The sequence below is a fragment of the Duganella sp. Dugasp78 genome (genome assembly GCF_059491455.1).
Window position 1 is genome coordinate 3641589 of sequence record NZ_CP168506.1, and the last position, 19579, is coordinate 3661167.

The window sequence follows — 19579 nt, forward strand, 5'->3', positions numbered from 1 at the left end:
CCTATTCGATGGTGGACGTATCGAAGCCGGCCGGCAGCGCGCCGGGTATCCACGCGTGGCCGGCATAGGCGCGCATGTGTCCGCCGGAGACGATCACCAGGTCCGGCTGTTCGAACGCCAGTTGCGAGTGTCCCGCCTTGGGACGCTTGCCGGCGGTGCTGGTCAGCACGGCGAACTTGTCGCCCAGCAGGGTGCGCAGGTCGGGCAGGGCCGGGCCGTTCCAGCTGACGGCGAACACCGTGCCTTGCGTGTTCACATACTCGCGCACGACGGTGCCGCTATCGAGCGTGCTCTGGCTGACGGTGTAGACGCCCGTGTTGTCGCCGCCGGCCGCGGCCAGGCTGCGCGCGGCCTGCCTGACGGGCGTCGCACCGAAATTGGAGGGAGAGCTGCCCAGCGCCGCGTAGGCGAGCGCGCCCTGCAACAGGGTGAGCAACAACATGAGTAGGAATGCCCGGCGCATCAATCGCTCCTGTGCCTAAGATGCAGGCAGTGTAGAACGGCGCCGGGTTGGATAGTGTTAGCGATGTGTAAGCAAACGTTACACATCGATAGCGGGCGAAAATCCGGCCTTATCGCACCAGGCAAGGGCGCTTGTTGTCGAACTTCCAGTTTGGAACCAGGAACTGCATCGCCACGGCATCGTCCCGCGCCCCGAGGCCCATGTTCTTGTAGGCTTGATGGGCCTTCTCCAATTCGACCGGATCCAGCTCGACACCCAGGCCGGGCCGGGCCGGAACATGGATCATCCCGCCCTCGATTTTCAATGGCTCCCTGGTCAGGCGCTGGCCGTCCTGCCAGATCCAGTGGGTGTCGATCGCGGTCACCTTGCCCGGCGCCGCCGCGCCAACGTGGGTGAACATCGCCAGCGAAATATCGAAGTGATTGTTCGAGTGCGAACCCCAGGTCAGGCCGAACATCTGGCACAGCTGGGCGACGCGCACCGAACCTTGCATGGTCCAGAAGTGCGGGTCGGCCAACGGGATATCGACCGATTGCAGCTGGATCGAATGCGCCATTTGGCGCCAGTCCGTCGCGATCATGTTGGTGGCGGTCGGCAGGCCCGTCTCGCGGCGGAATTCGGCCATCACTTCGCGGCCCGAGTAGCCGTCCTCCGCGCCGCACGGATCTTCCGCGTAAGCCAGGATGCCGTGCTTGTCGCGGCAGACGCGGATCGCATCCTTGAGCAGCCAGCCGCCGTTCGGGTCCAGCGTCACGCGGGCTTCGGGGAAGCGTTCGTGCAGGGCGACGATCGCCTCCATCTCCTCGTCGGCGGACAACACGCCCCCCTTCAGTTTGAAATCGTTAAAGCCGTAACGCGCGTGCGTCGCTTCGGCCAGGCGCACGATGGCTTCCGGCGTCAGCGCCTCCTCGTTGCGCAGCCTGAACCAGGCATCATCGGCACCGGGCTCGCTGCGATAGGCCATCGGCGTCCTGTTGCGGTCGCCCACGTAGAACAGGTAGCCCAGCATCTCGACCGCATGACGCTGCAAGCCTTCCCCCAGCAAGGCCGCGACCGGCACGTTCATGAACTGCCCCAGCAAGTCGAGCAGCGCCGACTCCATCGCCGTCACCGCGTGGATGGTGGTGCGCAGGTCGAAGGTTTGCAGGCCGCGGCCGCCGGCGTCGCGGTCGGCGAAGGCGGCGCGCATCGTGTTGAGCACGCCGTTGTAGTCGCCCAGCGTTTTGCCGATGACAAACGGGCGTGCGTCTTCGATGGTCTGGCGGATTTTCTCGCCGCCGGGCACCTCGCCGAGGCCGGTATTGCCGGCGCTGTCGGTCAGGATCAGGATGTTGCGGGTAAACCATGGACCGTGGGCGCCGCTGAGATTGAGCAGCATGCTGTCCTGGCCGGCGACGGGAACGACGCGCATGTCGGTCACGACCGGGGCGTTGGTGACGATGTGGTTCATAAAATTAGCTCTAGCGTGGTTGGGATATTGGATTCAACGAAGTCGTCAGCGAGACGCGTTTGATATCGCCGACAATGAACAGGTAACTGAAGATGGCCATCGCGGCATTGGCGCCGACAAACACCAGCGCGCCCGAGAACGAACCGGTATTTTGCACGATGTAACCAATGACAATGGGGGTGGTGATGCCGGCTGTATTGCCGAAGGTGTTGAACAACGCACCGCTCAGGCCACCGGCTTCCTTGGGCGAGGTATCCGACACCACCGCCCAACCGAGCGCGCCGATGCCCTTGCCGAAGAAGGCTAGCGACATGATGGCGACCACCAGCATATCAGTCTCGATGTAGTTACAAGCGATCATGCTCATCGACAGCAGCATGCCGATCACGATAGGCAGCTTGCGCGACACCGACAGGGAATAGCCCGCCTTGTTCAAGCGATCCGACAGCCAGCCGCCGCTAACGCCACCAAGGAAGCCCGCGATGGCGGGAAGCGAGGCGACAAAGCCCGCCTTCAGGATCGTCATGTGACGTTCCTGCACCAGGTACACGGGGAACCAGGTCAGGAAGAAATAGGTGAGCGTGGTGATGCAATACTGGCCGATATACACGCCCAGCAGCATCCGGCTACTGAGCAGCTCTTTAATGCACGCCATGGTCTGCACCTGCGCAGGCTGGGCGGCGTGCGCTCCGCTTTCCAGGTCGACCAGTGCGCCGCCCTGCTGAATGTATTGCAATTCGCTGGCGCTGATGCCGGGGTGATCCTTGGGACCGTAGATCGTCTTCAGCCAGACAAACGCCATGAAGATGCCCAGCGCGCCCATGACGAAGAACACGCTCTGCCATCCGTAGGAATGCACCAGCCAGCCCATGATGGGCGCGAACAGTACCGTGGCGAAGTATTGTGCCGAGTTGAACACCGCTGCGGCAAGGCCACGCTCGTGGGTGGGGAACCACGACGAAGCGATCCGGCTGTTGCCTGGGAACGAAGGTGCTTCAGCGGCGCCAACCAGCAGGCGCAGCACGAACAGCAGCACCACGGCCGCGCCTCCGGTCACGAATCCTGCGGCGCCGGTGAACAGCGTGAATGTGGACCACAGGAAGATGCTGAAGAAGTAGGTAATCTTCGATCCAAAACGGTCCAGCAGCCAGCCGCCCGGAAGCTGGGCGAGCACGTAGGACCAGGCAAAGGCCGAGAAGACGAAGCCCATCTGGATCGCGTCCAGGCCGAGCGCTTTTTTGATGTCCGGCCCGGCGATTGAAATCGTCGCGCGGTCGGCGTAATTGATGGTGGTGATCGCAAACAGCATGGCCAGGATGACCCAGCGTTTGCGCGTCTGCGGCTTGGTGAATTGAGCTTGTTCCACGGTATGCCCTGTCTCTATTTATGCCGGTTTAGAAAGTGTGACGCATGCCGAGGTTGTAGCCAGTGTTGCCGGTGCCGCTTTCTGTGTTGTTGGCGACCGTGTAGCCGGCGCCGTTTTTATTGTGGATGTGGCCGTACGCTGCGTACAGCGATGTGCGTTTCGACAGGGGATGCAGATATCCGATGCCCCAGGCATTGGCGTCCTGGTTGAAGCTGGTGCGGTCGTCCTTGTGCATCACCGAGCCCAGCACGGTGCCCGTCCCGGCTGGCATGCTGAAGCCAAGCAGGTAGTCGCGGCCATCGGTCGAAGCCGTTGGCTTGACGCCGCCATAAGGATTATTCGGGTTGCCCAAGGGCGCGGCGTTATCGCCTTTGTCGATGCCGTAGCCGGCATGGACCTTGATCCAGCCGAAGTTGTAGTTCGCACCCAGCAGCGTGTTGCGGCCCAGGGAGCGGCTTACCGCCGGGGTGCTGCCGCTGGCGACCACGTCGGAATTCTTGCTGTTGTAGGCCAGGCGCACGCTCAACGGACCTGCGGCATAGCCGACCGCTCCGCCGAATTGGCGGCCGGCGCGGATATTGGTCTGCTCGCCGGCGCTGTAGGACAATTCGCCGTCGACGCCATTCATGCGCGGCGTTGCGTAGCTGATCGTATTGCTGGTGCGGACGTTCGCGCCGGAGTCCGGGAACAGGTTCTTGGAGGTGCCGGCATACCCCGTGCTAAATGGGTCGACGATATTGACCAGCGTAGTGTGGTAGGGCGTGTACTGCCGGCCGAGGGCGACCGAGCCGATGTCGCTCTTCAGTCCGACGAAGGCTTGGCGGTTGAATATGGTGCCGGCAGCATCGATCTCGCCGGTATCGATCTTAGTACCGGCCTCCAGCGTGAAGAACGCCGACATTCCGTCGCCCAGCTCCTCGGTGCCACGGAAGCCGATGCGCGAGGCGGAGCCGGCGCCGCTGGTGACCTTGGTGAGGTTGCCGGCGCTGCCGCCGCGTTCGCCGACGATGGCGGCATCGACGATGCCGTAGATCGCGACGGAGGACTGGGCCTGTGCCGTGGCTGCGCCCAGGGCGAGTGCGATAGCTGCCGCTAGTTTCATGCTGTCTCCTTGATTTATGTATTTTTATGATTGGCTTGCAAATCAATCATAGGGCTGGCATCTATGCATCACCAAACCAAAGAGTGTCGCCAGCAATTCAAATAATGAATCGCCGCGTGGGATCAGTCAGCGTGAAACGTTGGCAATACCTCGCGTTTAAAGACACGTAATACGGGGTTGTCGTTATCGCGCCGGTGGACGCACACCATATGCACCGGTTCGGTCTCCATCTTTCGCATCACGAGACCGCTGAAGCCGAGCCGTGCCGCGCCTTCGGCAATCAGGGCCACGCCCAGGCGCGCGCGGACCAACGCCAGCATGGTATGCACCTGGCCGACATGTTCGACGATGTCCGGCTCCACGCCGGCTTTGGCGAATCGCTCGCTCAGCATATGATGAAATGGCCGCGCGTCGAACGGCGAGTACATCACAAAAGGCTTGCCGTGCAAGCTCTGCAGCGTAGGCGCTAGCGGCCAGTTGCCGGCGTCGTCCTCATGGATGGCCAACATCAACGACTCGGTCACCAGCGGAATGGTTTCGAGTTCCGCGTTAAGTGTGTGAGGGCGCATCAGGCCGAGGTCCAGCTCGCCCGAATTGAGCGCCTCGACTTGCGCCGTGCTGACCAGTTCCTTCAACGTCAGGGAGACGCCGGGGCAGTGTTCGCGCAGCCGCCGCACTACCTCGGGGAGCAAGCTATAGCCCGACGCGGAGGTGAAACCGATGGCGAGATGCCCCTGCTCGCCCTTGGCCGCGCGCCGCGCCGTGAGCGCCGCCTCATGTGCCAGCCGAAGAATACGAACGGCCTCCGGCAGGAAAGCCTTGCCTGCGGCGGTCAGCCGGACCATGCGGCTGTTGCGTTCGATGAGCTCGGCGCCGACATTGTGTTCCAACAGGCGAATCTGGCGGCTCAATGGCGGCTGCGTCATATTCAGCCGCTCGGCCGCGCGGCTGAAGTGCAGCTCTTCGGCCACGGCGACAAAACAGCGCAGCTGGCTGATCTCAAACATTTTCCACCTTTCGTAACGACATGAAAAAACCCCGAAAGTTGCTGGCAACTTTCGGGGTTCAGTCTACACGCGCGGCAGGTTCCGCGACCGCAAGCTTAGAACTTGACGTACAGGCGGCCGAAGTACGACGCGCCGTTCAGACCGAACTGCACGCTCTCATACTTGAAACCGTTGTCGGTCTCGTCGGCGTTCTGCGACGTCGGCTTGACGTTGAAGATGTTGTTGCCGCCGAAGGTGAACTTCATGTTCTTGTTGATGCTGTAGGTGAAGCTCAGGTCGGCCGAGGTCTTCGACTCGTAGTGCTGGTTCGGCACACCGGCAGCCGTACCGCTGAACGTGCCCAGGGTCTGCGGACCGAAGTGGATGATCTTCAGGTCGCTTTCCCACGGGCCGGTCACGTAGTCGAAGCCCAGCGTGGCCTTCGAGCGCGGCGCGCCTTGTTCGATGTACAGGCGTTCCTTCTCCGACAGCAGCACGTCCTCGAAGCCTTTCAGCGAAGCCGGCGCGTGGATGCCGGTCACTTCCGTCTTGCTGACGTTGAGCGCCAGGAAGGTGGTCAGCTTGTTGGAACCGAAATTGGTCTTGTGCGACGCGGTCAGGTCCAGGCCCTGGGTCTTGGTGTCGACCGAGTTGACGAAGAACTGCGCCTCGCCCACGCCCAGCTTGGCCAGGCGCTCGGCCAGGTCAGGATAGGTGTCGGCATTGAAGCGGCCCGACAGCACGATGCGGTCCTTGATCTTGATGTCGTACAGGTCGGCGGTCACGGAGACGGCGGCGTTCGGCGTCCAGGTGGTGCCCAGCGTGAAGCTGGTCGACTTCTCTTCCTTCAGCTTGGGAATGCCGGCCGCGTTGGCGACGGTGCCGCCGTTGGGCGCCAGCACCACGTCGGTCGGCACGCCGCCGATGAAGTCGGTGAAGGTCGACGAGAAATAAACCTGTTGCAGCGACGGCGCGCGGAAGCCGGTGCTGGCCGAGCCGCGCAGCAGCACGCTGTTGGCCACGCGCACGCTGCCGGCCAGCTTGCCGGTGACGGTGGAGCCGAAGTCGCTGAACTTCTCGTAGCGTACCGCGCCCTGCAGCTTGACGGTCTTGCTCAGGTCCGCTTCCAGGTCGAGGTAGGCGGCGGTGCTGTGGCGCTTGGCGTTGACCTGGTCGGCAGGCTGGAAGCCGGGGAAGCCCTGGCTGCCGGCGTTGCCGCCGAAGCCGATGCCGTCGACGTCGTTGTACGAGCCCGGTTCGCCGGCGAAGATCTTGTAGTTCTCGCTGCGGTACTCGCCACCGAAGGCGACGTTCAGGCCGTCGCCGACCAGGCCGTCGTAGTAGTGGTTCAGGTCGAGGTTGGTGGTCAGCTGCTGGAACGAGAAGCCGCCGGCATCAAAGCGGTCCGGGCTGATGCCCTTGCCGCCGGCCAGCAGGTCCTTGTTGGCGATCGAGGCGTTGAGTGTGTGGCTGATGTTGTACTTCATCTTGTTGTAGCCATACGTCTGCGACAGGTCCAGGTTCCAGTCGGCCACCACGCTGCGGTGGCCGAGGATGGCGTAGCGGTCATCGATGTCGGCGTTGATGAACGGTACGAAGCCGTTCGGGTACATGGCTGCCGAGTTGCGGCTCGGGATGTCGTCGGAACCGACGCCGCCGCGCGCGAAGGCGGCGCTGGAGGCGTCGCGGGTCTGGCCGCCGGCGGTGAAGTACAGCTTGCCCGTGCCGACGGTCGGCAGTTCGCCGTTCAGGTAGATGGTCTGGTTCTTGGTCTTGGTGTCGCCGATGATGCGCGGGTTGTCCGCTTCGGCGCGGTTGGAGCGGCCGCGGTCCAGGTACTCGCCGGTGACGCCGAGCGTGCCGCCGTTGCCGATCTCGAAGCCGCAGTAGGCCGAGGTCAGGTAGTTCTTGCCGTCGCGCCTGGAGTATTCGCTGAAGCCGGCGATGGCTTCGCACCCCTTGCTTTTCTTCAGACCGATGTCGATCACGCCGGCGATGGCGTCCGAGCCGTACTGGGCGGCGGCGCCGTCGCGCAGCACCTGCACGTCCTTGATCGCCAGCAGCGGGATGGTGTTCATGTCGGTGCCGGTGTTGCCGCGGTTGCGGGCGCCGAACAGGTTGACCAGCGCGGTGGTGTGGCGGCGCTTGCCGTTGACCAGCACCAGGGTCTGGTCGGAGCCGAGGCCGCGCAGCGCGGCGGAGTCGACCAGGTCGGCGCCGTCGGAGCCGGTCTGGCGGGTCGAGTTGAACGATGGCGAGATATAAGTCAGCGTTTGCGCCAGGTCGAACTGGCCGCCTTGTTCTGTGGACTTGCTCATCGGAATGATATCGACCGGCACCACGGTGTCGGTGGACGAACTGGTCGCGCGGCGCGAGCCGACCACGTTGATCGACTGAATGGGGGTGTCTGGTTTGGCTTCCGATGCGGTCTGTGCGAAAGCGGATGGTGCGAAACTCAGGGCGGCTGCACCGTACAGGCTGAGCAGTACGGCATGACGTAATGGCGTGTTAGCGAACAAGTTTTCTCTCCCGTGCAAAATTTGATTTTAGTCAAATAGCTCATTAGTGAATGATTTTTCTGACAATTTTGCGGCCAAACTTTATTTACTGTTGTTTTGCCGCGCCAGAGTGGCGCCAGCGCTGCGTAGTACTACTTAGCGCGGCGACAGCATGGCCGCGCAGGGTGTATGATACTGTATAAAAACACAGTATCTTGCTATGAATGCCACCGTCACGCCATCCGCGCAGGGCTTGCCGGCCTATGCCGAGCTGTTCTGCCTGACCAACTTCTCCTTCCTGCAAGGCGCCTCCAGCGCCGAGGAGCTGGTCGCGCGCGCCGTGCAGCTGGACTATGCCGGCCTGGCCATCACCGACGAATGCTCGCTGGCCGGCGTAGTGCGCGCTCACGCCCAAGCCAGGGAGGCTGGCCTGCCGCTGCTGATCGGCAGCCATTTCCACTTGAAAAATCCCGACGGCATCCCGGCGCTGTCGCTGATCGCGCTGGCGCAGGATCGCGAGGGCTACGGCAATCTCTGCGAGCTCATCACGATAGGGCGCAACCGGGTCGCCAAGGGCAGCTACCTGCTGACGCCGGCCGACCTGGCCGCGCCGCCGCCGGCCTATGCCCACCTGAAAGGCCTGCCTGGCTGCCTGATGATCCTGCTGCCGCACTACCCGGCGTTCCAGCCAGACGACGTCGATCGCCTGCACGCGCAGGCGGCGTGGATGGAGGCGACATTTCCGGGTCGTAGCTGGATGGGCCTGAACCTGCTGCAGCGCGCGCTGGACGAGGCGCATCGCTTCAGCATCGACGAGGTGGCGCTGCAGCACGGCATGCGGGTGGTGGCGCTGGGGCATGTCTGCATGCATGTGCGCTCGCGCAAACCCTTGCTGGACACCTTGTGCGCGGTGCGGGTCGGCAAGCCGGTGGCCGAGTGCGGCTACGCGCTGGCGCAGAACGCCGAGCAGCATTTGCGTTCGCGGTTGCGGCTGGCGAACCTGTATCCACCGCAGGCGCTGGCGGAAACGCTGAACATCATGCAGCAGTGCAGCTTCAACCTGGGTCAGCTGCGCTACGAATATCCGCATGAGCTGGTGCCGCCGGGCCACACGCCGGGCAGCTATCTGAGGCAGGAAGTGTATGCCGGCGCGCAGGGGCGCTTTCCGGCCGGCGTGTCCGACAAGGTGCGCGGGCAGATCGAGAAGGAACTGGAGCTGATCGCGGACCTGAAGTACGAGCCGTACTTCCTGACGGTCTACGACATCGTGCGCTACGCCCGCTCGCAGGACATTCTGTGCCAGGGCAGGGGATCTGCGGCCAACTCGGTGGTGTGCTATTGCCTCGGCGTGACCGAGGTCGACCCGGAGCGCAGCAATATGCTGACCGGGCGCTTCATTTCCAAGGAGCGCAACGAGCCGCCCGATATCGACGTCGACTTCGAGCACCAGCGGCGCGAGGAGGTGATCCAGTACATCTACAAAAAATACGGAGCGGACCGCGCCGCGCTGGCGGCCGTCGTGATCAGCTATCGGCCGAAGAGCGCGCTGCGCGACAGCGGCAAGGCGCTGGGCGTGGACCTGGCGATTGTCGAGAAGGTGGCCAAGGCGCACCACTGGTTCGACAGCCGCAACGACCTGCTGGGCCGGCTGGCCGAGTGCGGGCTGGACCCGGAATCGCAACTGGCGCAGCAGTGGGCCGCGCTGGCGATCGCCTTGCTGGGCTTCCCGCGCCACCTGTCGCAGCATCCCGGCGGCTTCGTCATCTCGCACGAGAAGCTGTCGCGGCTGGTGCCGATCGAGGCGGCCACGATGGAGGGACGCTGCGTGATCCAGTGGGACAAGGACGATCTGGAAGAGCTGGGCTTGATGAAGGTGGATGTGCTGGCGCTGGGCATGTTGTCGGCGTTGCGGCGCACGCTGGCGCTGGTCGGCGCGCAGCGCGGCGCGCCGTTCCGGATGCAGGACATCCCCAAGGAAGACCCGGCCACGTACGACATGATGTGCGAGGCCGATACCATCGGCGTGTTCCAGATCGAATCGCGCGCGCAGATGAGCATGCTGCCGCGCTTGCGGCCGAGGGAGTTTTACGACCTGGTGATCGAGGTGGCGATCGTGCGGCCGGGACCGATACAGGGCGGCATGGTGCATCCGTATCTGCAGCGGCGCATGGAGAAGGAAAAGGTGCATTGTCCGCCCGGACTGGAGGAGGCGTTGGCGCGCACGCTGGGCGTGCCGATCTTCCAGGAGCAGGTGATGCAGATCGCCGTCATCGCCGCCGGCTTCAGCGAAGGCGAAGCGGACCAGCTGCGGCGCGCCATGGCGGCCTGGAAGCGCAAGGGCGGCGTGGACAAGTACGAGCGCCGCATCAAGGACGGCATGCGCGAGCGCGGCTACGAGGATGATTTTGCCGACGCGATCTGCAAGCAAATCGAGGGCTTCGGCGAATATGGTTTCCCCGAATCGCACTCCGCCAGCTTCGCGCTGCTGACCTATGCCAGTTCCTGGCTCAAGTGTCACGAGCCGGCCGCCTTCCTGTGCGCGCTGCTCAACAGCCAGCCGATGGGTTTCTACAGCCCGTCGCAACTGGTGCAGGACGCCAGGCGCCACGGCGTGCAGGTGCGCGAGATCGACGTCACCGTCAGTGGCTGGGATTCATCGCTGGAGGAGCGGGTGGGCAGGCGTAATCAGCCGGCCGTGCGGCTCGGCCTGTCGCTGCTGAAGGGCATGCGGGAAGAGGCTGCCCAGCGTATCGGGCAGGAGCGCGCGCTGCAACCGTACGCCAGCGTGGCGGACCTGGCGCGCCGTGCCGACCTCGACCGCCACGACCTGCAGGTGCTGGCCGCAGGCAACGCGCTGCAGCATCTGGCCGGCAACCGGCGGCAAGCCTTGTGGCAGGCGGTCGGCGCCACGCCGGACAAGGACCTGCTGCGGCCGACCACGCCGGATGAGGAAGTTCCGGTACTCAAACCGCCGACGGAAGGGGAGGAAATCCTGGGCGACTACCGCTCGCACGGGCTGACCCTGGGCCGCCATCCGCTGGCGCTGCTGCGCGCCAAGCTGCTGGAGCACCGCTTCCTGCCGGCTTCCACGCTCAACACCTACACCAGCGGCATGCTGGCGCGCGCCTGCGGCATGGTCACGGTGCGGCAGCGTCCGGGCACGGCCAAGGGCGTGCTGTTCATCACTCTTGAGGATGAGACCGGCAACGTCAACGTCATCATCTGGCCGTCGCTGGTGGAGCAGCAGCGGCGCGAAGTGCTGAGCGCGCCGCTGCTGGGGGTGTATGGCGTCTGGCAGCAGGAGGGCGTGGTGCGCCACCTGGTCGCCAAGCGGCTGGTCGACATGTCCCATCTGCTGGGACGGCTGCCGACCATCAGCCGCGATTTCTGCTAGCCCAGGCCGGCGCTGCGGTTGCCGCTGGTGCCGTAGTAGGTATGGACCTGGCTGGCCCAGGTCTGGTTGGCCATATTGGGCCAGTGGTCGCTATCGAAGCCGGGGGCGGCTTCGATGCGCTCCTTGTCCAGGTTCAGCGTGAAACGTTTGTTGATGGTATCCAGGGTCAGCGCCTCCCACGGCACGGCGAACAGCTTTTCGCCCAGCGTGAACACGCCGCCAAACGCCATCACCGCATACGCGATTCTGCCGGTATGCATGTCGAGCATGATTTCCTTGATCTCACCCAGGTGCTCGTTTTTCAGGTTGTGGACGTGATTGCCGATCAGCGTATCGGCACCCATCAGTTCCGGACCGGGCCCCTTGTGGCCGTGGTCCACATACATGCCCAAGGCATCGAGTTCTTCATAGTTCATCATGACCTCCCTGAATGAATGAGTTGTCATTTTTGCCTTGTTGAAGGCGCCGGTCTGTACGGTGCAACACAGTGGTGGCTGATAGGTAAACTGGCTATTTTTGCACTTTCTTTCCCGGGACTTTCCCGGCCGGTTGCGGATTTTTCCGGGCAGGAAGGTGAAGAATCGGAGGTTTTAGGATATAATTTCAATTTCCCGCACGTGCCGTTCGGCACCATCTGCAATGACCAAATTTGTCTTCGTCACCGGCGGCGTCGTGTCTTCCCTTGGTAAAGGGATTGCCGCCGCCTCTCTCGCCGCGATCCTCGAATCGCGCGGCCTCAAAGTCACCATGCTCAAGCTCGACCCGTACATCAACGTCGATCCTGGCACGATGAGCCCTATGCAACACGGTGAAGTCTTCGTCACCGACGACGGGGCCGAAACCGACCTCGACCTCGGCCACTACGAGCGCTTCATCTCCACCCGCATGAAAAAGGTGAACAACTTCACCACCGGCCAGATCTACGAATCGGTGATCCGCAAGGAACGCCGCGGCGAGTACCTGGGCAAGACCGTGCAGGTGATCCCGCACATCACCAACGAAATCCAGGACTACATCCGTCGCGGCGCCGAAGGCTACGACGTGGCCCTGTGCGAAATCGGCGGCACCGTGGGCGACATCGAATCGCTGCCGTTCCTGGAAGCCGCGCGTCAGCTGAGCCTGCGCGCTGGCCGCAAGAACACCGCCTTCGTCCACCTGACGCTGGTGCCGTTCATCGCCTCCGCCGGCGAGCTGAAAACCAAGCCGACCCAGCACTCTGTGCAGAAGCTGCGCGAAATCGGCATCTCGCCGAACGCGCTGCTGTGCCGCGCCGACCGCGCCATCCCGGAAGACGAACGCGCCAAGATCTCCTTGTTCTCGAACATCGAAGAGCAGGCCGTGATCTCCGTGTGGGACGTCGACACCATCTACAAAGTGCCGCAGATGCTGCACGACCAAGGCCTGGACGCGATCATCTGCGAGGCGCTGGACCTGAACCCTGCCCCGGCCGACCTGTCGGTCTGGAGCCGCCTGATCTACACGCTGGAACATCCGAAGACCGAAGTGTCGATCGGCATGGTCGGCAAGTATGTGGAACTGACCGAGTCGTACAAGTCGCTGACCGAAGCGCTGCGCCACGCCGGCATCCACAACGAATCCAAGGTCAACATCGAGTACATCGACTCGGAAGAGATCGAGACCATCGGCTGCGCCGCGCTGGGCAAGTACGACGCCATCCTGGTACCGGGCGGCTTCGGCAAACGCGGCGTGGAAGGCAAGATCATGGCCGCCCAGTTCGCCCGTGAAAACAAGATCCCTTACCTGGGCATCTGCCTCGGCATGCAGGTGGCGCTGATCGAATACGCCCGCCACAAGGCCGGCCTGACCAACGCCAACTCGACCGAGTTCGACCTGGAAACCTCGCAGCCCGTCGTCGCCCTGATCGACGAATGGCAAGGCCAGGACGGCAAGGTCGAGAAGCGCGACGAGAATTCCGACCTGGGCGGCACCATGCGCCTGGGCGCGCAAACCTGCGCCATCAAGCCGGGCACGCTGGCGTCGGAAATCTACGGCGCGGTGGTCACCGAGCGTCACCGTCACCGCTACGAAGCCAACAACCACTACCTGCCGCGCGTTGAAGCGGCCGGCCTGGTGGTGGCGGCCCGTACGCCGACCGAAGACCTGTGCGAAATCATGGAACTGCCGCGTACCGGCGAGAATTCGCACCCTTGGTACATGGGCGTGCAGTACCACCCTGAATTCAAATCGACCCCGCGTGACGGCCATCCGCTGTTCACGTCCTATATCAAGGCAGCACTGGCCCACAAGGCCGCCGGCGGCGCACGCCTGCACGCTGTGACTGATGCACTGCAAGGAGATGCAGCATGAAACTCTGCGGATTTGACGTTGGCCTCGACCAGCCGTTCTTCCTGATCGCCGGCACCTGCGTGATCGAATCGCGCCAGATGGCGTTCGACACCGCCGGCGCGCTGAAGGAAATGACGGCCGCGCTGGGCATCCCGTTCATCTACAAGTCCTCGTTCGACAAGGCCAATCGTTCCTCCGGTACCTCGTACCGTGGTCCCGGCCGCGACAAGGGCCTGGAGATCCTGGGCGACGTCAAACGCGAACTGGGCGTGCCGGTGCTGACCGACGTGCACTCGATCGACGAAATCGCTGAAGTCTCGGCGGTGGTCGACGTGCTGCAAACCCCGGCCTTCCTCTGCCGCCAGACCGACTTCATCGTCGCCTGCGCCGAGTCCGGCCTGCCGGTCAACATCAAGAAGGGCCAGTTCCTCGCCCCGCACGACATGAAGAACGTCATCGACAAAGCCCGCCTGGCCGCCCGTGCCAAGGGCCTGAACGAAGACAACTTCATGGCCTGCGAGCGCGGCGCTTCCTTCGGCTACAACAACTTGGTCTCGGACATGCGTTCGCTGGCCATCATGCGCGAATCGAACTGCCCTGTGGTGTTCGATGCGACCCACTCGGTGCAGCTGCCGGGCGGTAACGGTACTTCCTCGGGCGGCATGCGCGAGATGGTGCCGGTGCTGTCGCGCGCGGCGGTGGCCGTGGGCGTGGCCGGCGTGTTCATGGAAACCCATCCCAACCCTGCAGAAGCCCTGTCGGACGGCCCGAACGCCGTGCCGCTGGGTCGCATGAAGGAGTTGCTGTCCACGCTCATCGAGCTGGACCGCATCACCAAGAAAGCTGGCTTCCTGGAAAGCAGCTTCAACTAATGCAACATACCTGGCGTACGAGTTTTCGTATGAGTGGCGCTCTTGCGCCGGGTACAATCCCCGTTATTTCGTCCGCAACGCGCATCAGAACGCGGAGCGACTTCGCATCGCCTAACTTTGGAGAATGACATGAGTGCTATTGTTGACATCATCGGACGTGAAATCATTGACTCGCGCGGCAATCCTACCGTCGAATGCGACGTGCTGCTGGAATCGGGCGTGATGGGCCGCGCCGCCGTACCGTCGGGTGCATCGACCGGTTCGCGCGAAGCGATCGAGCTGCGCGACGGCGATCCGAAGCGTTACTTCGGCAAGGGCGTGCTGCAAGCCTGCGAGAACATCAACACCGAAATCTCGGAAGCCATCATGGGCCTGGACGCCAATGAGCAAGCCTTCCTGGACCGCACCCTGATCGACCTGGACGGCACCGAAAACAAGGCACGCCTGGGCGCCAACGCCATGCTGGCCGTGTCGATGGCCGTGGCCAAGGCCGCCGCTGAGGAAGCCGGCCTGCCGCTGTACCGTTACTTCGGCGGTTCGGGCGCGATGCAGCTGCCGGTGCCGATGATGAACGTCATCAACGGCGGCGCGCACGCCGACAACAACCTGGACATCCAGGAATTCATGATCATTCCCGTGGGCGCGCCGTCGTTCAAGGAAGCGGTCCGCTACGGCGCCGAAGTGTTCCACACGCTGAAAAAGATCCTGCACAAGAAGGGTCTGAGCACCGCTGTGGGCGACGAAGGCGGTTTCGCGCCATCGCTGGCCAACCATGAAGAAGCGATCAAGCTGATCATCCAGGCGATCGAAGACGCCGGCTACGAGCCAGGCACCCAGATCGCCATCGGCCTGGACTGCGCCGCCTCCGAGTTCTACAAGGACGGCAAGTACGAGCTGGAAGGCGAGGGCCTGAGCCTGACCGCCACCGAGTTCACCAACCTGCTGGCGACCTGGTGCGACAAGTACCCGATCATCTCGATCGAAGACGCGATGCACGAAGGCGACTGGGACGGCTGGGCGATCCTGACCAAGGAATTGGGCAAGAAGATCCAGCTGGTGGGCGACGACCTGTACGTCACCAACACCAAGATCCTGAAGGAAGGCATCTCGAAAGGCATCGCCAACTCGATCCTGATCAAGATTAACCAGATCGGCACCCTGACCGAAACCTTCGCCGCCATCGAAATGGCCAAGCGCGCCGGCTACACCGCCGTGATCTCGCACCGTTCGGGCGAAACCGAGGATTCGACCATCGCCGATATCGCCGTTGGCCTGAACGCCCTGCAGATCAAGACCGGCTCGATGTCGCGTTCGGACCGCATGGCCAAGTACAACCAGCTGCTGCGTATCGAAGAAGATCTGGGCGATATCGCTTCCTACCCAGGCCGCGACGCGTTCTATAATCTGAAGTAATCAAGTAAGCGCGGCCGGATAACTTCCGGCCGCTTTCCACTCATGCGTCTGATCACCCTCGCACTGGCGGCCTTGCTGCTGCTGATACAGTACCCGCTCTGGCTGGGCAAGGGGGGATGGCTGCGCGTGAAGGACTTCGAGGCCCAGGTCGACACGGCCCACAAGAAAAACGCGGAACTGATCGCCCGCAACGCCAAGCTCGACTCCGAAGTGCGCGACCTCAAGGACGGCACCGGCGCAGTGGAGGAGCGTGCTCGCTACGAGCTCAGCATGATCAAGCAAAACGAAATCTTCATCCAGATCGTCGGCAAGGGCCAGGCCGCAGCGCCGCCGCCGCTTGCACCGAAACCTCCCGAAAACTGAGTCATCCATGACGAGCCGTGCTGGCATATTGCTGATGTTGGCCACGTTTGTCCCGCTGGCGCACGGCGCGGGCGTCTGCACGCCGCTGCGGGTCGGCTATATGGACCAGAACCGTCCGCCGTACTGGATGGGCGAGGGCGAGCAGGTGCCTGAACCGCCGGGCGCGGCGGTCGACCTGATCCGCAACGCGGTCATGGGTTCTGGCTTCAACTGTCCGCCGACGCTGGTGCGCTTGCCGGTGGCGCGCCTGCGGGTGGCGCTGGAGGCGGGCGACATCGACATGACGCCGTTGGGCGAGCAGCCCAGCTACGCGGCCGAGATCGCGCTGCCGCGCGACAAGGACGGCAATGTCGACCGCAACCGCGCGCTGCACAACACACTGGTGGTGCTGGTGCGCGTCAAGGACAAGCTCCCGGCAAACACCAATCCCAACGAATATTTTCGCGGCAAGGTGCTGGGCTCGTCGCAAGGCGGCGGCTACAACGCCCGCCTGCGCGAGTCCGGCCTGACGCTGGACGACGGCGCCCGCGACCTGGAGCGCAATATCGAGAAGCTCAAGCTGGGCCGGGTGGACGGCGTGGCGGTCAACCTGGTCAAGCCCGAGCATTTGGCGGCCACGCTGAAGCGCTATCGCGGCGTGGTGGTGCAGCTGCCGCAGCCGCTGATCAACACGCGGCTGTGGCTGGCCTTCAACGCCAATTATTACCGCGCCCATCACGAGCAGGTTGAAGCGTTGTGGAGCTGGCTGGATGCCCATCGCGGCCGCCTCGGCGAAGTGATGCAAAAATACCGCAAACCGGAGTAAGCCCATGACATCTCCCCTGCATCATCTCAGCGCCATCAGCCTGTTCGTCGAAGACGTGGCGGCGGCCAAAGCGTTTTATCTCGACGTGTTCGGCGTGCCGGTGGTGTACGAAGACGCGGTGTCGGCCGCGCTCAAGTTCGACAACCTGATCGTCAACCTGCTGCACACGGCCAGCGCGCCGGAGATCATCGCGCCGGGCGTGGTGGCGCCGCGCGATGCCGGCTCGCGCTTCCAGATCAGCATCTGGGTGCCGGACGTGGATGCGGTCTGCGCGCAGCTGCAACAGCGCGGCGTGACCGTGCTGGCCGGCCCCGTCGACCGTCCGTGGGGCATGCGCACGGCAAACTTCATCGACCCGGCTGGCCACAGCTGGGAGGTCGCACAACAGCTGGACTCCTGAGCCGCAGCGGGCACGCTTACGCTAGAATAGGCGCCCACATCGTCATTCGAGTTTTGGTTTGAGAGTCTTATTTTTTGCAGTAGCGCTGGCGGTGGCCAGCACCGCCAATGCGGCAACCATCGGGCCGCACGCGAAGGGCGATCAGGTGTTGCGGGCCCAAGTGCTGCTGGACCGTGCGCACTTTTCTTCAGGCGAAATGGACGGCACCTACGGCAGCAATATGCGCCAGGCGATACGCGGCTTCCAGAAGCTGCACCAGCTGCCGCTGACCGGCGTGGTCGATGCCGCCACCTGGGCCGAGCTGGAGCGCGACCAGGCGCCCGTGCTCGACACCTACACCATCACCGCACAGGACGTCGCCGGTCCCTACACACCTATCCCGGCCGGCATGATGGCCAAGGCCAAGCTGCCCGCGCTGGGTTACGCCAGTCTGGCCGAAGCGCTGGGCGAAAAATTCCATTGCAGCCCCGATCTGCTGCGCCGCCTCAATCCCGGCAAGTCGCTGACGCGCGCCGGTACCCAGCTGGTCGTGCCCAACGTGGCCGTGGCCAAGCCGCTGCCGAAAGCCAGCTCCATCCTGGTCGACGCGCACGAGGGCACGCTGACCCTGCTCGACGCCAGCGGCATGCCGTTCGCGCAGTTCCCCGCCAGCACCGGCAGCAAGCACGATCCGCTGCCCGAAGGCCGCTGGCAGGTGCGCGGCGTGGCCACCAATCCCGAATACCGCTACAACCCCAAGCTGTTCTGGGACGCCAAGGCCGGCGACGCCAAGGCGCGTCTCGCGGCCGGCCCCAACAATCCGGTCGGCCTGGCGTGGATAGAACTGAGCAAGGAACACTACGGCATCCACGGCACGCCCGAGCCGGGCAAGATCGGCAAGACCCAATCGCACGGCTGCATCCGCCTCACCAACTGGGACGTGATGGCCGTCGTGCATTCGATCGTGCGCGGTGCGGTGGTGCTATTGCAATAAAGGTGACATTTCAATAGATTTCCGTCTAGAAATTTTTCGTACAATCGGGCGGTCGATTCTTCATGAGAACAATCCGCCATGTTCCGAACACTACTGACTATCACCTTGCTGTGCGCCTGCGCGAGCGGCCAGGCGCAGATCTACAAATGGGCCGATGCCCAGGGCCGCATTCACTACACCGACAACAAGGATGATGCCGGCGACGCGCCGATCGCCGAGCTGAAAATGAACGGCGAGCCGACCGTGCTGCCGGCGCCGCCGGCCAACGGCCCGACCTGGCAGCAGCGCGCCGAGGAATTCAAACGCCGCCAGCAATACAAGCTGCTGGCGCCGAACTATCGTCCGCGCAAGCCTGCCGCGCCGCAACTGGCGTCCACCCAGCAGTTCTGACATGGCCTGACCGTCGCCTCCGTCCGCTGCGCAAATGCGCGGCGGCGTGTATGCTTGCGTTCCAGGCACGATGACATGAGGGAGCGCGAGTGAAAACCATAGGACTGATAGGCGGCATGAGCTGGGAATCGACGGTGCCTTACTACCGTCAGGTCAACGAGACGGTGAAGCAGCATCTGGGCGGGCTGCATTCGGCCAAGGTGGTGCTGTACAGCGTGGACTTCCATGAAGTCGAACGCCTGCAGCATGCCGGCGACTGGGACGCGGCCGGCGCCCTGCTGGCCGACGCCGCGCGCTCGCTGCGCGCCGCAGGCGCCGATTTCCTGGTGGTGTGTACCAACACCATGCACAAGGTCGCGCATGCCATCGAGGCGGCGGTGGACATTCCGCTGTTCCACATCGCCGACCCCACCGCCACCGAGATCAAGCAAGCCGGCTACGCCAAGGTCGGCCTGCTGGGCACCCGCTTCACGATGGAGCAGGCCTTCTACAAGGACCGTTTGCGCGAGCGCCACGGCCTCGACGTGATCGTGCCGGACCAGCACGACCGCGACATCGTCCACCGCATCATTTACGAAGAGCTGTGCCTGGGCCGCATCGTCGACGCCTCGCGCGACGAGTACCGCCGCATCATCGCCGGCTTGGTGGCGCAGGGCGCGCAGGCTATCATTCTGGGCTGCACCGAAATCTCGCTGCTGGTCGCACAGCCGGACACCGACGTGCCGCTGTTCGACACCACCGCCATCCACGCGCGCAAGGCCGCCGAGTGGGCGCTGGCTTAACTTTTGGGAGAAAAC

17 protein-coding genes are annotated in these 19579 nt (G+C 63.6%); 10 read left to right on the forward strand and 7 right to left on the reverse strand.

From position 1 onward, the window contains the following. Position 1: 1 nt before the first annotated feature. The 6 genes from ACEN9O_RS16120 to ACEN9O_RS16145 all read right to left on the reverse strand — a co-directional run bounded on the left by ACEN9O_RS16120 (position 2) and on the right by ACEN9O_RS16145 (position 7886). Positions 2–442 carry a DUF2844 domain-containing protein gene (locus ACEN9O_RS16120; RefSeq protein WP_495612888.1) on the reverse strand — a complete coding sequence of 147 codons (441 nt, stop codon included), beginning with the start codon at positions 440–442 and terminating at the stop codon, positions 2–4. Between the two features lie 130 nt (positions 443–572). Continuing rightward, positions 573–1913, reverse strand: a complete 1341-nt coding sequence (gudD, locus tag ACEN9O_RS16125; RefSeq protein ID WP_495612889.1) for a glucarate dehydratase — start codon at positions 1911–1913, stop codon at positions 573–575. Positions 1914–1923: 10 nt separating this feature from the next. After that, the gene (locus ACEN9O_RS16130) at positions 1924–3222 is read right to left on the reverse strand and encodes an MFS transporter (RefSeq protein ID WP_495618486.1); all 1299 of its coding nucleotides are present in this window, start codon (positions 3220–3222) and stop codon (positions 1924–1926) included. Positions 3223–3307: 85 nt separating this feature from the next. Next, positions 3308–4381 carry a porin gene (locus ACEN9O_RS16135; protein WP_495612890.1) on the reverse strand — a complete coding sequence of 358 codons (1074 nt, stop codon included), beginning with the start codon at positions 4379–4381 and terminating at the stop codon, positions 3308–3310. A gap of 122 nt (positions 4382–4503) precedes the next feature. Then, positions 4504–5388, reverse strand: coding sequence for a LysR substrate-binding domain-containing protein (locus ACEN9O_RS16140; RefSeq protein WP_495612891.1), 885 nt, complete (start codon positions 5386–5388; stop codon positions 4504–4506). A 95-nt stretch (positions 5389–5483) separates the two neighbouring features. Further along, positions 5484–7886 (reverse strand): TonB-dependent receptor plug domain-containing protein, encoded by a 2403-nt coding sequence (locus ACEN9O_RS16145; protein ID WP_495612892.1) that lies wholly within the window; start codon positions 7884–7886, stop codon positions 5484–5486. A gap of 199 nt (positions 7887–8085) precedes the next feature. Between ACEN9O_RS16145 and ACEN9O_RS16150 the strand changes: the two genes are divergently transcribed. Further along, complete coding sequence (locus tag ACEN9O_RS16150) at positions 8086–11259, forward strand: error-prone DNA polymerase (protein ID WP_495612893.1); 3174 nt, start codon at positions 8086–8088, stop codon at positions 11257–11259. Here the strand turns inward: ACEN9O_RS16150 and ACEN9O_RS16155 are convergent. Then, on the reverse strand, positions 11256–11675 hold the full coding sequence (locus ACEN9O_RS16155; RefSeq protein ID WP_495618487.1) for a PRC-barrel domain-containing protein: 420 nt from the start codon (positions 11673–11675) through the stop codon (positions 11256–11258). The two genes, ACEN9O_RS16150 and ACEN9O_RS16155, sit on opposite strands and share 4 nt — an antisense overlap. 223 nt (positions 11676–11898) lie before the next feature. Here ACEN9O_RS16155 and pyrG point away from each other — a divergent pair, with 223 nt between their 5' ends. The 9 genes from pyrG (at position 11899) to ACEN9O_RS16200 (ending at position 19564) form a co-directional block, all read left to right on the forward strand. After that, a complete protein-coding gene (gene pyrG, locus ACEN9O_RS16160) occupies positions 11899–13587 on the forward strand; it encodes a CTP synthase (protein WP_495612894.1) in 1689 nt (562 codons plus the stop codon). Beyond that, positions 13584–14438 carry a 3-deoxy-8-phosphooctulonate synthase gene (gene kdsA, locus ACEN9O_RS16165; protein ID WP_161083621.1) on the forward strand — a complete coding sequence of 285 codons (855 nt, stop codon included), beginning with the start codon at positions 13584–13586 and terminating at the stop codon, positions 14436–14438. The genes pyrG and kdsA overlap by 4 nt, the downstream gene beginning before the upstream one ends. 129 nt (positions 14439–14567) lie before the next feature. Then, entirely contained in the window at positions 14568–15851 is a 1284-nt protein-coding gene (gene eno, locus ACEN9O_RS16170) for a phosphopyruvate hydratase (protein WP_495612895.1), read from the forward strand. A 42-nt stretch (positions 15852–15893) separates the two neighbouring features. After that, positions 15894–16214, forward strand: coding sequence for a cell division protein FtsB (ftsB, locus tag ACEN9O_RS16175; protein WP_444844257.1), 321 nt, complete (start codon positions 15894–15896; stop codon positions 16212–16214). A gap of 7 nt (positions 16215–16221) precedes the next feature. After that, the gene (locus tag ACEN9O_RS16180; RefSeq protein WP_495612896.1) at positions 16222–17019 is read left to right on the forward strand and encodes a hypothetical protein; all 798 of its coding nucleotides are present in this window, start codon (positions 16222–16224) and stop codon (positions 17017–17019) included. A 4-nt stretch (positions 17020–17023) separates the two neighbouring features. After that, a complete protein-coding gene (locus ACEN9O_RS16185) occupies positions 17024–17419 on the forward strand; it encodes a VOC family protein (RefSeq protein WP_495612897.1) in 396 nt (131 codons plus the stop codon). A 58-nt stretch (positions 17420–17477) separates the two neighbouring features. Next, positions 17478–18392, forward strand: a complete 915-nt coding sequence (locus ACEN9O_RS16190; RefSeq protein ID WP_495612898.1) for a L,D-transpeptidase family protein — start codon at positions 17478–17480, stop codon at positions 18390–18392. 78 nt (positions 18393–18470) lie between these two features. Beyond that, positions 18471–18782 carry a DUF4124 domain-containing protein gene (locus tag ACEN9O_RS16195; RefSeq protein ID WP_495612899.1) on the forward strand — a complete coding sequence of 104 codons (312 nt, stop codon included), beginning with the start codon at positions 18471–18473 and terminating at the stop codon, positions 18780–18782. 89 nt (positions 18783–18871) lie between these two features. Next, positions 18872–19564 carry an aspartate/glutamate racemase family protein gene (locus ACEN9O_RS16200; RefSeq protein WP_495612900.1) on the forward strand — a complete coding sequence of 231 codons (693 nt, stop codon included), beginning with the start codon at positions 18872–18874 and terminating at the stop codon, positions 19562–19564. Positions 19565–19579: the final 15 nt, after the last annotated feature.